Here is a 12342-nt window from a genome sequence, read left to right as displayed (position 1 = left end):
AGGTCAAGGTCGCCGAGCCGGAGCCGTCGGCCGAGGCGCAGCAGGTCGGGACGGGGGCCGAGGCGCTCTCTCCGGCCGCCCCGGCGGCCCAGGCCGCACCGGCAGCCGCGGTCGCACCGGGAACGCCGCCGTCGGTCACGGCGACCCCGGCACGCAAGGCCCCGCCGAGGACGCCGCAGCTCATCGCCAAGGGCCTGGACGGGCCCGAGCGTCGGGTCCCGCTGCAGTACTCGGCCCCGAGCGTGGACGGCGATGCGACGCCCGTCGTCACGGCCGAGGGGGCCGCGGCACCCGAGAAGGACGGCCAGACGTTCCCCGGGACGCCGCGCAACGCCCAGTGCCCCTGCGGCTCGGGCAAGAAGTACAAGGTCTGCCACGGGAAGAACGAGGGCTGATCAGCCGATCTGCAGCACCGTGACGCGCCAGCGCTCGCGGTGCACCTCGAGCCGCACGGCGGCGGCCCGGAAGCGGGTCCCGTCGTGCAGCACGACGCTCGCCTCCGCGACGCCCGGCCCCAGCCGCACCAGCCGCGTGCGCCGGACGCTCGCACGCCGGGCCGGCGCCGCGCGTCCCGGCGGGGTCGCGCGGTCGGCGACGGCCTCGAGGACCGCCGGGCTGACCCACCGGGCGAGCTGAGCGACCGGTCGGACGCCGGCGATGGCCTCCAGCGCTGCCAGCGCGACCGACCCGGGAAGGCCGTCGGGGTCCGGTAGCGGCGGAGCTGCCGGACCGGGGACGACGGGCCAGGGCCGGTCGGTGACGGGGGAGTGCACGCCGCGCACCGTGATCGCCGCGAGCGCCGCCTCGGCACCGCTCGACGACGGCTCGACCACCGGCGGCAGCAGGAGCACCGGCCGGCGCGGCGTGGTCCTTGTCGGTGCGGGCGGTGCGAGCGCGACGGCGCTCACGGCGTCACCTGCGGGGCGCCCGGGGCGACGAGCACCTGACCTGGCAGGACGAGGCCGGGATCGGTCCCGATGAGGGCGCGGTTCGCGGCGTACCACCGCGGCCACTCCGTCGCGACCTGTGCGTCGGAGGCGTCGGGCGGCAGGTGCGCCGCGGCGATCGACCACAGGCTGTCACCGGACGTGACGGTGACGGTCGCGACGCCGGGCTCGGGCGCGCCCCCGGTGGGTGCTGGGGCGGCCACCGGAGCGACGACCGCGTCCGGTGCTGGACCCGGCGACCCGGTGGTGGGTGCCGCCACGGGGGCGTCGGCCGGCACGGAGCTCGGCAACGACGTCGCCGCGGGCTCCGTCGCGGCGACGTCGGCTCCCGTCTCGGCACCCTGGGTCGTCACAGCCCAGCCCAGGTCGATCTCGGTCGCACCGGCCATGCCGACCGGGCCGATCAGCCCCAGGCCGGCCCCGAGCCCGACGGCCACGGCCCGTCGCAGCACGGCGGGCGTGAGCCTACGGGTCCACCGGGCCAGGGGCTCGGCCCAGCGCCCGGGGGCCAGTGCCGTCGCGACGAGCAGGATGCAGCCCGCCGTCAGCGCGGCGGCGGCGATCGCGCCGACGGTCACCGCGGCCAGCCCCACGAGCTCGTCGACCCGCAGCCCGGCGAGCGCCCCGGCCGACGCCTGACCCTCGGGAAGGGCGCCGGTGAGCATCGCGCCGGCCGTGCGAAGGAGAACGGCCGTCGTGGTGCCGGCGGCGGCGGTCGCCCACCCGGCACGCACGGCCGCCCCCGGTGCTGCTGCGTCGGACTCGGTGTGCACGTGGTCTCCTCCCGGTCGGGGCCCCGCGCCCGGCGGACAGGGCCCAGGACGCCGGCCACCCATCGCCTGAAGCGTCGTTTGATGCTATTTGATGCATCTGGAGATTGATAGTGGTGCACACGTGTCGTTCTGTCCAGGAAGAGGCCGCGGGGTGTGGACAAGCGGCGAGCCGTGTCGTTGGTGCTCGCCGTGTCCGTACTACGGTGGGCGCGTGCGCTGGGATGCCCTCTTCGCCGACATGGAGCACCAGCTCGATGCGGCCGCCCGCCAGGACCGTGCCGACCAGGTGGCGGACCTCACGCGGGCCGAGCGTGCCTCCGTCACGCTGGTGGACCGGGTCGGCGTCCGGGTCGGCGAGCGCCTCGACCTCACGCTGCGTGCCGGCGAGCGCCTGAGCGGTCGGGTGCTCGAGGTCGCCGCGGGCTGGCTGCTGCTCGCGGACGACCGTCGCGAGCACCTCGTGCCGCTCGGCGCGATCGCCGTGGTGGCGGGGCTGGCGCAGGGGTCGGCGCCACCGTCCGCTGTGACCCGCCGGCTCGGGCTGGGTCACGCGCTGCGGGCCGTCGCCCGCGACCGCGCCGTCGTGCAGGTGGTGGCGGGCGGCGCCACGCTGGTGGGTCGCGTGGAGGCCGTGGGCGCCGACCACCTCGACATCGCGCTCGTCCACCCCGACTCGGGGCGGCCCACGGGCCGGTCGAGCGCCGTCCCGTTCGCGGCGATCGACCGGGTCACCTCGGTCTGAGGCGCCGCTCAGCGCGCCGCGTCGTGCTCCGCGGTCGCGTCGTCCGCGCGTGCGCCGTCGACCGGTGCCTCGCCCGCCTCGATCCGGGACCGGTTCTGCGCGTACAGCCGCTGGATGTACGCCTCGAGCTCGGTGGCCTCGATGCGCCAGATCCCGCGGCCGCCCAGCTGGATCGCCGGGAGCTCCCCGCTGCGGACCAGGGCGTACGCCTGGGGGGTCGAGATGTTGAGCACCTCGGTGACGTCCGCGAGCGTGAGGAAGCGTGCCATGGCGGCAGTGTTCCACGTCGGCGGCCCGGCGCCCCACCGTCCACAGGTGCCCGTGCTGCGCCGTGGGATTCGGCATGATGGGCACGGGTACCCGGCCCGCGGGGGGCGCAGGGGACGGTGCGAGAGGGGACCGCATGTCCACGACGGTGCAGGCGGCGGCGACGAGCCCGGCGGCGGTCCGGCTGCGGCGACCGGGCTGGCGCGACCCTCGGCTGCTGCTCGGTCTGGTGCTCGTGGCCGTGTCGGTCGCGCTGGGGTCGTGGCTGGTGGCGAGCGCCGGGCGCACGGTGCCGGTCTACGCAGCCGAGGTGCCGCTGGTCGCCGGGGACGTGCTCGACCCGGACACGCTCGTCGTGCGTGAGGTCCGCCTGGCGGGGGCGGAGGACGTCTACCTGTCGGCCGCCGAGCCGCCGCCAGAGGATCTCGTCGTGGTCCGCACGGTCGGGGCCGGTGAGCTCGTCCCGCTCGCCGCCACGGCCGAGCGGTCCGACCTCGACGTCCGCCCCGTCGCGATCACCCCGACCGGGCCGCTGTCGCGCTCGGTGGTCACCGGGGCGACGGTCGACCTGTGGTTCGTCCCCGCGGACGACGTCTCCGCACCGGTGCCCGCCGCGCCCCGCCAGCTGGCCGCGGCGCTGGCCGTCGCGGAGGTCTCGGAGCCGACGGGGACGTTCGCGGTCGGCTCGGGCCAGGCCGTGCACGTGCTCGTCCCCGTGGTCGACCTGCCCGACGTCCTCGCGGCGCTCGCCGCCGAGGGCTCCGTCGAGGTGGTGCCGGTGCCCGGCGGGACGCCGTGACCACGTCCGTCGTGTGCGCCGTCCGCGGGCCGGCCGAGACCGTCGTGGTCCAGGCGCTCGACCTCGCCCCCGAGCTCACCGTGACCCGCCGTTGCGCGGATCTCGCGGAGCTGCTCGCGGCCGGGGCAGCCGGCCTCGGCGTCGTCGCGGTGCTCTCCGCCGACCTGCCCGGTGTGGACCGCGAGGCCGTGCACCACCTGCACGGGTCCGGGGTGTGGGTCCTCGCGCTGGCCGGCGGCGACTGGCCGACGGAGCGGCTCGCACGGCTCGGCGTCGACGGCGTCGTCCCGGCGCAGGAGGCCGCGGCCGCCGTGGTCCCCGCCGTCGGCGCGCTGCTCGAGCGCGCGGCGCGCGGCGCTCGCCCCGGCGGTGCCGGGTCGGGCGCGTCGGGCGCTGGCACGGTCGGGACCACGGGCGACCGCGTCTCGTCCGGGCGGACGCGTGACCGGGCGCCCGACGGCGCCACCGCACGTCCCGGCGGCGGAGGGGTGAGCACCGGCCCCGCGCGGCCGACCGGTACCGTCGTCGCCGTCTGGGGGCCTACGGGGGCGCCGGGGCGGACCACCCTGGCCGTCGCGCTCGCGGCCGAGCTCGCGGCCGCGGCGACCGACGGCGCGCTGCTCGTCGACGCCGACACCTACGGCGGTGCCGTCGCCCCGGTGCTCGGTCTCCTCGACGAGGCCCCGGGCATCGCCGCCGCGTGCCGGGCCGCGGCGGCTGGCCGGCTGGACCCGGTCTCGCTCGCGGCGCTCACGCCCCAGCTGGACTCGGGTCTGCGGGTGCTCACGGGCATCGGCCGCGCCGAGCGCTGGCCCGAGGTCCCGGCCGCCAGTCTCGAGGCGGTGTGGGCCACGGCCCGTCGACTCGCGGGCTGGACGGTCGTGGACACGGGATTCTGCCTCGAGCGCGACGAGGTGCTCAGCTACGACACGCGCGCACCGCACCGCAACGCCGCGACCCTCTCGGCGCTGGCGGAGGCGGACGTCGTCGTCGTGGTCGGCACGGGGGACCCCATCGGGCTGCAGCGGCTGGTCCGCGCGCTGGGGGACCTCACCGACGCCGGGGTGGGCGCCGAGCGTCGCGTGGTGGTCAACCGGGTGCGCGCTTCGGCCAGCGGCCCGAGGCCCGCCGAGGCGATCCGTGACGCGCTCGCCCGGTACGCGGGGGTCGGGCGGGTGCACGTGGTGCCGCAGGACACCGCGGCCTGCGACGGTGCGCTCCTCGCGGCCAGGACCCTGCTCGAGCACGCGCCGGCGTCCCCCGCCCGCCGGGCCGTCGCGGAGCTGGCGACCGTGATGATCACGGCGCGCGCGTCCCTGCTGGGCGCCTGAGCAGGAGCACACTGGTCCCGTGCGCATCTACCTGCCGTCCACCGTCACCGAGCTCGGCGCGACCGCCGGGCTGCCCCCGCGCCTGGTCCACGCCGTGACGCCCGCGCTGCGGGCGGCGCTGCCGGACGAGGACGACGAGGGGCTCGAGTACGCCGCGCAGCTGTTCGCGGCCGACGACAGCCTCGACCACCTCGAGCCGGCCCGCACGGGTGCGCGTCGGGTCGTCGTGGCCGCAGACGTGCCCGAGGCGGTCGTGGACGCCGTCGAGGACGGCGAGGCCTATGTGCCGAGCCTCGTGCGCCTGACGACCACGGTGGGCTGGGACGACGTCGCGTGCGCGCACGTCGACGAGAAGGCGGCCGAGGCCGACGTCGTCGCCGCTGTCGCGGGGGACGAGGCCGCCGGCGAGCGCCTCGCGGATCGTGACCTGCTCTGGTACGACGTGTCGGAGCTGCCGCGGCTCGCGACGACGGCCGGTCCCCGCCCCCGCTGAGGATCGATCCGGCGCGGGGACGTCCCCCGGCGCGGGCCGTCTCCCGCCGGAGCGATCAGTCCCCGCCGAAGGGGTCGAGGAGCGCTCGCACCTGGGAGTGCAGGTGCCCGTTGGTCGCCAGCGCCGAGCCGCCGAACGGCCCCGGCACGCCGCTTATCGAGGTGAACGCACCGCCCGCCTCGGTGACGATGGGCACCAGGGCAGCCATGTCGTGCAGCGCGAGCTCCGGCTCGGCCGCGACGTCCACGGCGCCCTCGGCGACGAGCATGTACGACCAGAAGTCGCCGTAGGCCCGCGTGCGCCACACCGTGCGGGTGAGGTCGAGGAACCCGTCGAGGCGCCCCTGCTCCTCCCATCCGGACAGGCTGGAGTACGACACCGACGCGTCCTCCAGCCGGGTCACGGAGGACACGTGCAGACGGCTCGCGGCGGCGAGCGACCTGCCCGTCCACGCGCCCGAGCCGACGGCGGCCCACCAACGACGCCCCAGGGCCGGGGCGCTGACGACGCCGAGCACGGGCTGACCGGCGTCGACGAGGGCGATGAGCGTGGCCCAGACGGGCACGCCGCGGACGAAGTTCTTGGTGCCGTCGATGGGGTCGATGACCCACTGGCGCGCGCCGCTGCCGGTGGTCGGCATCTCCTCGCCGATGACGGCGTCCCGCGGGCGCGTGCGGCCCAGCTGCGAGCGGACGATCTCCTCGGCCTGCTTGTCCGCGTCGGTCACGGGCGTGGTGTCCGGCTTGGTCTCGACCACGAGGTCCTGGGCCTTGAACCGGGACATCGTCAGGCCGTCCACCTGGTCGGCGATGACGTGCGCGAGGCGGAGGTCGTCGTCGTATCTCATCGGGGCACCGTCGTCATGGCTGCACCGTACCGTCCGACGGGCCTTCCTCCGCGCTGACCTGCCCGGATGCTCGCCGGGGCTCGGGCGGGCGGGGGACAGCGGGGGGTCAGGCGCGCCTCAGGCGGGGTCGCCGGCGCGCGCGGCGAGCAGGCGGCGCATCGAGTCCACCCGCGCGGCGCGCGGACCATCCTCCGGATCCGTGGCGACCCAGTCGTCCAGCGCGCAGTCCGGCGCGTCAGCGGCGTGCGTGCAGCCGCGCGGGCACAGCTCCGTGGTGACCGTCGCGAGGTCGCCGAAGGCCGCGAGCAGGCTCTCGACCTGCACGTGCGCCAGGCCGAAGGACCGCACGCCCGGGGTGTCGATGACCCAGCCGGCGCCGCCGGGCAGACGCAGGCCCACGGCGGACGAGGACGTGTGGCGGCCGCGGCCGGTGACGTCGTTGACCACGCCCGTGGCCCGGTACGTGCCCGGGACCAGCGCGTTGACCAGCGTCGACTTGCCCACGCCCGAGTGGCCGACGAGCACGGACGTCCGCCCGACAAGACGCTCGCGCAGCTCTTCGAGCCCGTGGATGATGCGCTCACCGTCGACGACGGGCCGCGACGTGACGACCACCTCCACGCCGATCGGCGCGTACATCGCGACGAGCTCCGCGGGGTCGGCGAGGTCGGCCTTCGTCAGGCACAGCAGGGCTGACATCCCCGCGTCGTAGGCCGCCACGACGCAGCGGTCGATCATCCGTGTGCGCGGCTCGGGGTCCGCGAGCGCGGTGACGATGACGAGCTGGTCGGCGTTGGCGACGATGACGCGCTCGACCGGGTCGGTGTCGTCCGCCGTGCGCCGCAGCACCGTGCTGCGCTCGGCGATCCGCACGATCCGGGCGAGCGAGCCGGGCGCTCCGCTCGAGTCGCCGACGACGTCCACGAGGTCCCCGCAGACCACGCGCTCGCGGCCCAGCTCACGGGCCTTCATCGCCAGGGCGACGTGCTCCTGCGGTGTGTCGAGCGCGACGATGAGGTGGTAACGACCACGGTCCACACCCGTGACGAGCCCGCGGACGGCGTCGTCGTGGTCCGGGCGCTGCTTGGTGCGGGGCCGCGAGCCGCGCGGGTTGGGGCGTGTGCGGATGTCGCGCTCGTCGAACCGCCGGGTGCTCACCGGCCGGTCACCGGCCGCTCTCGGTACCGCCGGTGAGCATCGACGACCACATCCCGACGAAGTCCGGGAGCGTCTTGGCCGTGGTGGCGACGTCGATCACCTGGACACCGGGCACCCGCAGCCCGATGAGGGCGCCGGCGGTGGCCATGCGGTGGTCGTGGTACGTCTGGACCGTGGCGCCGTGCAGCGGTCGAGGGGTGATGACCAGGCCGTCGGCGGTCTGCTCCGCCTGACCACCCAGGCGCGTGATCTCGGTGGCGAGGGCCACGAGCCGGTCCGTCTCGTGGCCGCGGATGTGGCCGATGCCGCGCAGGCGCGTGGGGGAGTCCGCCAGGGTGGCCAGCGCGGCGATCGTCGGGGCGATCTCGCCGGCGGCGCGCAGGTCGACGTCGATGCCGTGGACGGCGCCCGTGCCGCTGACCGAGAGCACGTCGCCGTCGAGCGACGTCCGGCCGCCCATGGCCGTGAGCAGGTCCGGCAGCAGCGCGCCCGGCTGGGTGGTGCTGGCTGGCCAGCCCGGCACGCGCACGGTGCCGCCCGCGACGAGTGCGGCGCACAGGAACGGGGCGGCGTTGGACAGGTCCGGCTCGACGCGCACGTCGCGCGCCGCGACCGGCCCGGGCAGCACCTGCCAGATGTCGGGGCGCGAGTCGTCCACGTGCACCCCGGCTGCCCGCAGCACGGCGACGGTCATCTCGATGTGCGGCAGGCTCGGCAGGGTCGGGCCGGTGTGCCGCACGGTCAGGCCGAGGGGCAGCCGCGCGGCGGCGAGCAGCAGGCCGGAGACGAACTGCGACGAGCCGCTCGCGTCGACGTCCACGTGACCGCCGGTCACCTGGTCCCCGCCGGTCACGGTGAACGGCAGGGTGCCCCGCCCGTCGTCCTCGACCCGGACGCCGAGCTCGCGCAGCGCCGTGAGCACCGGACCCATGGGCCGCACGCGGGCCTGGGCGTCGCCGTCGAAGTGCACGGGTCGCCCCGCCAGCGCCGCCACGGGCGGCAGGAACCGCATGACGGTGCCGGCCAGCCCGCACTCGACGCGGATGTCGTCCCGGGCGGGCCCCGCCTCGGGGTCGGAGCCGCCGTCGATCGGGTCGACCACCCAGTCGGTCCCCGTCCGCGTCACGCGCGCACCGAGCGCCGTCAGCGCGTCGGCCATGAGCAGGGTGTCGCGCGATCCCAGGGCGCCGCGCAGCCGGCCGGGGCCGTGCGCGAGGGCGGCCAGCACGAGGTACCGGTTGGTCAGGGACTTCGAACCGGGCACCTCGACGACGGCGTCCAGGGGGGCGGCGGCGAGCGGGGCGGTCCACACGTCGGGGGTCACCCGTCGAGGCTACCGGCGTCGCGCGCGACGACGCGTGCGACGCCCACCCGGGCCCACGAGGTGCGGGTCAGGCACGCGACCCGCGGGCGGCGGCCGCCACGGCGGCGCGGGCCTCGCGGGCGGTAGCGCGGTCGACCCGTGCCCGCTCGACCCGCCAGGCCATCCCGGGGCGCCCCTCGTGGTCGACGCCCACGAGCACGGCTCCGCCGAGCATGGACACGGCGCGCCAGAAGCGCTCGGCCCCGAGCACGCGGTCCACGGTCGCACGGCCGTCGCGCACCGGGTGCCCGCCGGCCCCGCCCCGCGCGGGTGCTGCGCCGTCGACGAACGGCTGGTGCGCGACGGCCAGGGGCAGGGTGAGGCCGGCGAGCACCAGGGCCGCCGTGCGCGGCGCGCGGCCCAGGGCGAGCGTCGCGGCCGCGGTGAGCATGGCCGCACCATGCAGCCGCACGAGGGTGGTCATCCGCCCTGCGTCGGGCGCGGGCGGCAGGGGCAGGTGCCGCGCGGCGAGGTCCCACGTCGCGCGCGCACGCTCGACGTGCGGCTCGGGCCGACGCGCGGCGTCGAGACCCTCGACGACGAACCAGGCGGCGAACATCGGCCGGGCGACCCGACGGACCAGCATGGTGACGGCCTTCCTCGTGCTGCGACCCCGGGCGAGCCGCCTGCTCTGCACGCTAACGCCTCCCGGCCCGCCGGGCGCGGGAATGGCGCGACCCCGTCGCGACGTTGAGCACCGCATGAGCGCCTGCCTCCTCGATGCCCCGCGCGCTGCCGCGCGACCGGCGGGGCTAGGCTCGTGGGCGATGAGCGAGGACACGCACCGGGCCCCCGAGGCCGAGGACGCCGCGAGCCGCGTCGCCCGCTTCGAGGCCGAGGCGCTGGTCTACGTCGACCAGCTCTACTCGGCGGCCCTGCGGATGACGCGCAACCCCGCCGACGCCGAGGACCTCGTCCAGGAGACGATCGCCAAGGCCTTCGCCGCGTTCCACCAGTACCGGCCGGGGACCAACCTCAAGGCCTGGCTCTACCGGATCCTCACCAACACCTTCATCAACACCTACCGCAAGAAGCAGCGCGAGCCGCTGCAGTCGGCGGCGGAGGACGTCGAGGACTGGCAGATCGCGCGCGCCGCGTCGCACACGTCGAGCGGCCTGCGCTCTGCCGAGGCCGAGGCGCTGGACGGCCTGCCCGACTCCGACGTCAAGGACGCCCTGCAGTCGATCGGCGAGGACTTCCGGATCGCCGTCTACCTCGCGGACGTCGAGGGCTTCTCGTACAAGGAGATCGCGGAGATCATGGGCACCCCGATCGGGACCGTGATGTCCCGGCTGCACCGCGGGCGCCACCAGCTGCGCGAGCTGCTGACCGACTACGCGCGCGAGCGTGGGCTCGTGCCGGCCCCCGACGGGGGTGCGCGATGACCGGGACGACGGGTGCGCCCGGCGGGGTGGGCCCGGCCGGGTCCGGGCCGGCGGACTGCACCGAGGCGCTGTCGCGGCTGTTCGAGTTCCTCGACTCCGAGGTTGCCGAGGCGGATGCCGACCGGATCCGTCAGCACCTGGCGGACTGCGAGCCGTGCCTGTCGGAGTTCGACGTGGAGCACCACCTGAAGAAGCTCGTGCGGCGATCGTGCTCCGAGGTCGCCCCGATCCAGCTGCACGTGCGGATCCGTCAACAGCTCACGGTGCTGCGGGTCGAGATCCGGGACTGACCCGGCCGGTGCCCCCGTGGGGTCGCCGACCGGAGTCCGGACGGTGGGCACCGAGGGCACCCACCGTCCAGGGCTCAGGCGTTGGGACGGTTCCCGTGGTTGGCGGCGCTGCCCTTGCGGGAGCGGCGCTTGCGACCGCGCTTGCTCATCACGTGCTCCTTGCTGTGTCCCGACGGGCTCATCGCGTCGGCGGCGTCCATGGTCCCACACCGGCGGGCACCCGACGTTCAAGTCCGGGCCCGCAGCGACCGATCCACTACGGGTGACCACGCCTCCCCAGTCCGTCATCCCGCTCCTGCACGCCCTGGTCTCCAGCGGCGGCTCCGACCTGCACTGCAAGGTGGGCTCGGCGCCGCGACTGCGGGTGGACGGTCGCCTGCGTCGCCTGCAGGTCCCCGAGCTGCACCCGGAGGACACGACGGCGATGGTGGCCGAGGTGCTGCCCGCGACGCTCACGGTGGAGTTCGCCAGGACGCACGAGGCGGACTTCGCCTACTCGCTGCCCGGCGTCGGGCGGTTCCGCGTCAACGCCTACCAGGCGCGGGGGACCTCCGGGCTGGTCTTCCGCCGCGTCGCCGTCGGCGCCCAGACGCTCGTCGAGCTGGGTGTGCCCGAGGTGGTCGGCGAGCTCGCGCTCGAGCCCCGTGGCCTCGTGCTCGTCACGGGCCCCACCGGCTCCGGCAAGACGACGACCCTGGCCTCGCTGGTCGACCTCATCAACACCTACAAGGAGGTCAACATCGTCACGATCGAGGACCCGATCGAGATCCTGCACTCGGACAAGAAGGCGATCGTCTCCCAGCGCGAGGTGCGTTACGACACGGCCGACTTCACGGTCGCGCTGCGCGCCGCGATGCGCCAGGACCCCGACGTCATCCTCGTCGGCGAGATGCGCGACACCGAGACGGTCCGCGCCGCCCTGTCCGCAGCCGAGACCGGCCACCTCGTCATGTCGACGCTGCACACGATCGACGCGCAGGAGACGGTCAACCGCATCGTCGACTTCTTCCCGCCCCACGAGCAGCAGCAGATCCGTGGCGCGCTCGCGCAGGCGCTGCGCGGCATCGTCTCCCAGCGACTCGTCCGCAAGCAGGACGGCTCGGGCCGTGCTGCCGTCGTCGAGGTCATGGTCAACACCGGGCGCACGGCCGAGGCGATCGTCGACCCGCTCAACAACGCGCCCCTGGTCGACCTCATCGCCGACGGCGAGTACTACAAGATGCAGACGTTCGACCAGCACCTGTTCGCGCTCATCCGCGACGGTGTGGTCAGCTACGACGACGCGCTCACCGTCGCGTCCAACCCGCAGGACCTCACGGTCTCGCTGCGGGGCGCCGGCGTCGCCTTCTGAGTCGCGCGCCGGGCTGGCCCGACGTCGGGTGCCCGACGTCGGGCCAGCCCGGCGCGCCCGACGTCGGGCCCGCGCCTGCCCCCGTCGCCGCGCCGCGGTCGTCATGGCGGCGGATGTGACGCGCGGTGCTGGTGATGCGCCCTGGGCGCCTCACGCGGACCGTGCGCACCACACGCCGCTACGACGACTGCCGTGACCTTGCCCCCGTCGGGGACCGGGCAGGACCCGGACCGGGTGGCTCGTCCGCGCCCCGGTCGGCGCGGCGGTAGGTCGGCCACCGGCCACCGGCCACCGGCGCCCGGCGCCCGGACCTGACCCCTGGCCCGTGAGACCCGTCGACCTCGGCCCACCGGCCTCCCGGCGCGGTCGTCGTAGCGGCCGATGTGACACCTGGTGCAGGTGATGCGCGCAGGACGACTCACTGGCACCACGCGTACCGGGTGCCGCTACGACGGCCGCCGGGTGCCGCTACGACGAGCGCCGGGTGCCGCTACGGCGGCCGCCGGCCGCTACCAGGGCGGCCGCCGGGCTGCTACCACGGCGACGGCCGGGGATCGGGGTGGGTGCCGGCCCGGAGCCGGTCAGGCCGCGTCGTC

General features: G+C 76.0%; 16 protein-coding genes. 8 read left to right on the top strand and 8 right to left on the bottom strand.

All coding sequences use genetic code 11. The features are described 5' to 3' along the window. Nucleotides 1-242: 242 nt before the first annotated feature. Nucleotides 243-395, top strand: a complete 153-nt coding sequence (locus PKY62_RS13365) for an SEC-C metal-binding domain-containing protein (RefSeq protein ID WP_502875771.1) — start codon at nucleotides 243-245, stop codon at nucleotides 393-395. Here the strand turns inward: PKY62_RS13365 and PKY62_RS03120 are convergent, their stop codons facing one another. Both PKY62_RS03120 and PKY62_RS03115 read right to left on the bottom strand, forming a co-directional pair. Beyond that, nucleotides 396-908, bottom strand: a complete 513-nt coding sequence (locus PKY62_RS03120; RefSeq protein WP_324534760.1) for an Rv3235 family protein — start codon at nucleotides 906-908, stop codon at nucleotides 396-398. Further along, nucleotides 905-1720, bottom strand: a complete 816-nt coding sequence (locus PKY62_RS03115) for a LysM peptidoglycan-binding domain-containing protein (protein WP_324534758.1) — start codon at nucleotides 1718-1720, stop codon at nucleotides 905-907. Before PKY62_RS03115 ends, PKY62_RS03120 begins: the two co-directional genes overlap by 4 nt. A 211-nt stretch (nucleotides 1721-1931) precedes the next feature. On the opposite strand from PKY62_RS03115, the gene PKY62_RS03110 reads away from it, so the two are divergent. Continuing rightward, nucleotides 1932-2462 carry a hypothetical protein gene (locus tag PKY62_RS03110; RefSeq protein ID WP_324534756.1) on the top strand — a complete coding sequence of 177 codons (531 nt, stop codon included), beginning with the start codon at nucleotides 1932-1934 and terminating at the stop codon, nucleotides 2460-2462. Nucleotides 2463-2470: 8 nt separating this feature from the next. Here the strand turns inward: PKY62_RS03110 and PKY62_RS03105 are convergent, their stop codons facing one another. After that, nucleotides 2471-2731 (bottom strand): helix-turn-helix domain-containing protein, encoded by a 261-nt coding sequence (locus tag PKY62_RS03105; protein WP_324534754.1) that lies wholly within the window; start codon nucleotides 2729-2731, stop codon nucleotides 2471-2473. Between the two features lie 134 nt (nucleotides 2732-2865). On the opposite strand from PKY62_RS03105, the gene PKY62_RS03100 reads away from it, so the two are divergent. Genes PKY62_RS03100 through PKY62_RS03090 form a run of 3 tightly spaced genes read left to right on the top strand, consistent with a single transcriptional unit; the run spans nucleotide 2866 to nucleotide 5352 of the window. Continuing rightward, a complete protein-coding gene (locus PKY62_RS03100; RefSeq protein ID WP_324534752.1) occupies nucleotides 2866-3528 on the top strand; it encodes a hypothetical protein in 663 nt (220 codons plus the stop codon). Further along, on the top strand, nucleotides 3525-4859 hold the full coding sequence (locus PKY62_RS03095) for a CpaE/TadZ family protein (RefSeq protein ID WP_324534750.1): 1335 nt from the start codon (nucleotides 3525-3527) through the stop codon (nucleotides 4857-4859). The genes PKY62_RS03100 and PKY62_RS03095 overlap by 4 nt, the downstream gene beginning before the upstream one ends. Nucleotides 4860-4878: 19 nt before the next feature. Next, nucleotides 4879-5352, top strand: coding sequence for a DUF6912 family protein (locus PKY62_RS03090; RefSeq protein ID WP_324534748.1), 474 nt, complete (start codon nucleotides 4879-4881; stop codon nucleotides 5350-5352). Nucleotides 5353-5407: 55 nt separating this feature from the next. Here the strand turns inward: PKY62_RS03090 and hisN are convergent, their stop codons facing one another. The 4 genes from hisN to PKY62_RS03070 form a co-directional block, all read right to left on the bottom strand. Beyond that, entirely contained in the window at nucleotides 5408-6199 is a 792-nt protein-coding gene (gene hisN / locus PKY62_RS03085; protein ID WP_324534747.1) for a histidinol-phosphatase, read from the bottom strand. 117 nt (nucleotides 6200-6316) lie between these two features. After that, a complete protein-coding gene (rsgA, locus tag PKY62_RS03080; protein WP_324534745.1) occupies nucleotides 6317-7357 on the bottom strand; it encodes a ribosome small subunit-dependent GTPase A in 1041 nt (346 codons plus the stop codon). Nucleotides 7358-7364: 7 nt separating this feature from the next. Then, nucleotides 7365-8681 carry a 3-phosphoshikimate 1-carboxyvinyltransferase gene (aroA, locus tag PKY62_RS03075; protein WP_324534743.1) on the bottom strand — a complete coding sequence of 439 codons (1317 nt, stop codon included), beginning with the start codon at nucleotides 8679-8681 and terminating at the stop codon, nucleotides 7365-7367. Nucleotides 8682-8748: 67 nt separating this feature from the next. Beyond that, nucleotides 8749-9306, bottom strand: coding sequence for a DoxX family protein (locus PKY62_RS03070; protein ID WP_324534741.1), 558 nt, complete (start codon nucleotides 9304-9306; stop codon nucleotides 8749-8751). A gap of 115 nt (nucleotides 9307-9421) precedes the next feature. Between PKY62_RS03070 and PKY62_RS03065 the strand changes: the two genes are divergently transcribed. Together PKY62_RS03065 and rsrA are read left to right on the top strand one after the other, a co-directional pair. Then, nucleotides 9422-10105 (top strand): sigma-70 family RNA polymerase sigma factor, encoded by a 684-nt coding sequence (locus PKY62_RS03065; RefSeq protein ID WP_324534739.1) that lies wholly within the window; start codon nucleotides 9422-9424, stop codon nucleotides 10103-10105. After that, nucleotides 10102-10395 carry a mycothiol system anti-sigma-R factor gene (rsrA, locus tag PKY62_RS03060; RefSeq protein ID WP_324534737.1) on the top strand — a complete coding sequence of 98 codons (294 nt, stop codon included), beginning with the start codon at nucleotides 10102-10104 and terminating at the stop codon, nucleotides 10393-10395. The genes PKY62_RS03065 and rsrA overlap by 4 nt, the downstream gene beginning before the upstream one ends. 74 nt (nucleotides 10396-10469) lie before the next feature. Here the strand turns inward: rsrA and PKY62_RS13360 are convergent, their stop codons facing one another. Then, complete coding sequence (locus PKY62_RS13360) at nucleotides 10470-10544, bottom strand: 50S ribosomal protein bL37 (protein WP_155859599.1); 75 nt, start codon at nucleotides 10542-10544, stop codon at nucleotides 10470-10472. A gap of 113 nt (nucleotides 10545-10657) precedes the next feature. Between PKY62_RS13360 and PKY62_RS03055 the strand changes: the two genes are divergently transcribed. After that, nucleotides 10658-11746, top strand: coding sequence for a type IV pilus twitching motility protein PilT (locus PKY62_RS03055; RefSeq protein ID WP_324534735.1), 1089 nt, complete (start codon nucleotides 10658-10660; stop codon nucleotides 11744-11746). The last annotated feature ends 596 nt before the right edge of the window (nucleotides 11747-12342 follow it).

It is taken from the genome of Actinotalea sp. (assembly GCF_035443605.1).
Classification (GTDB): domain Bacteria; phylum Actinomycetota; class Actinomycetes; order Actinomycetales; family Cellulomonadaceae; genus Actinotalea.
This window is presented reverse-complemented; position numbering and strand designations above follow the sequence as displayed.

Coding starts and splice junctions, on each gene's coding strand:
- PKY62_RS03105 (WP_324534754.1), bottom strand. CDS start 2,731: ATGGCACGCTTCCTCACGCTCGCGGACGTCACCGAGGTGCTCAACATC.
- rsrA (WP_324534737.1), top strand. CDS start 10,102: ATGACCGGGACGACGGGTGCGCCCGGCGGGGTGGGCCCGGCCGGGTCC.
- PKY62_RS03065 (WP_324534739.1), top strand. CDS start 9,422: ATGAGCGCCTGCCTCCTCGATGCCCCGCGCGCTGCCGCGCGACCGGCG.
- PKY62_RS03070 (WP_324534741.1), bottom strand. CDS start 9,306: ATGCTGGTCCGTCGGGTCGCCCGGCCGATGTTCGCCGCCTGGTTCGTC.
- PKY62_RS03100 (WP_324534752.1), top strand. CDS start 2,866: ATGTCCACGACGGTGCAGGCGGCGGCGACGAGCCCGGCGGCGGTCCGG.
- hisN (WP_324534747.1), bottom strand. CDS start 6,199: ATGAGATACGACGACGACCTCCGCCTCGCGCACGTCATCGCCGACCAG.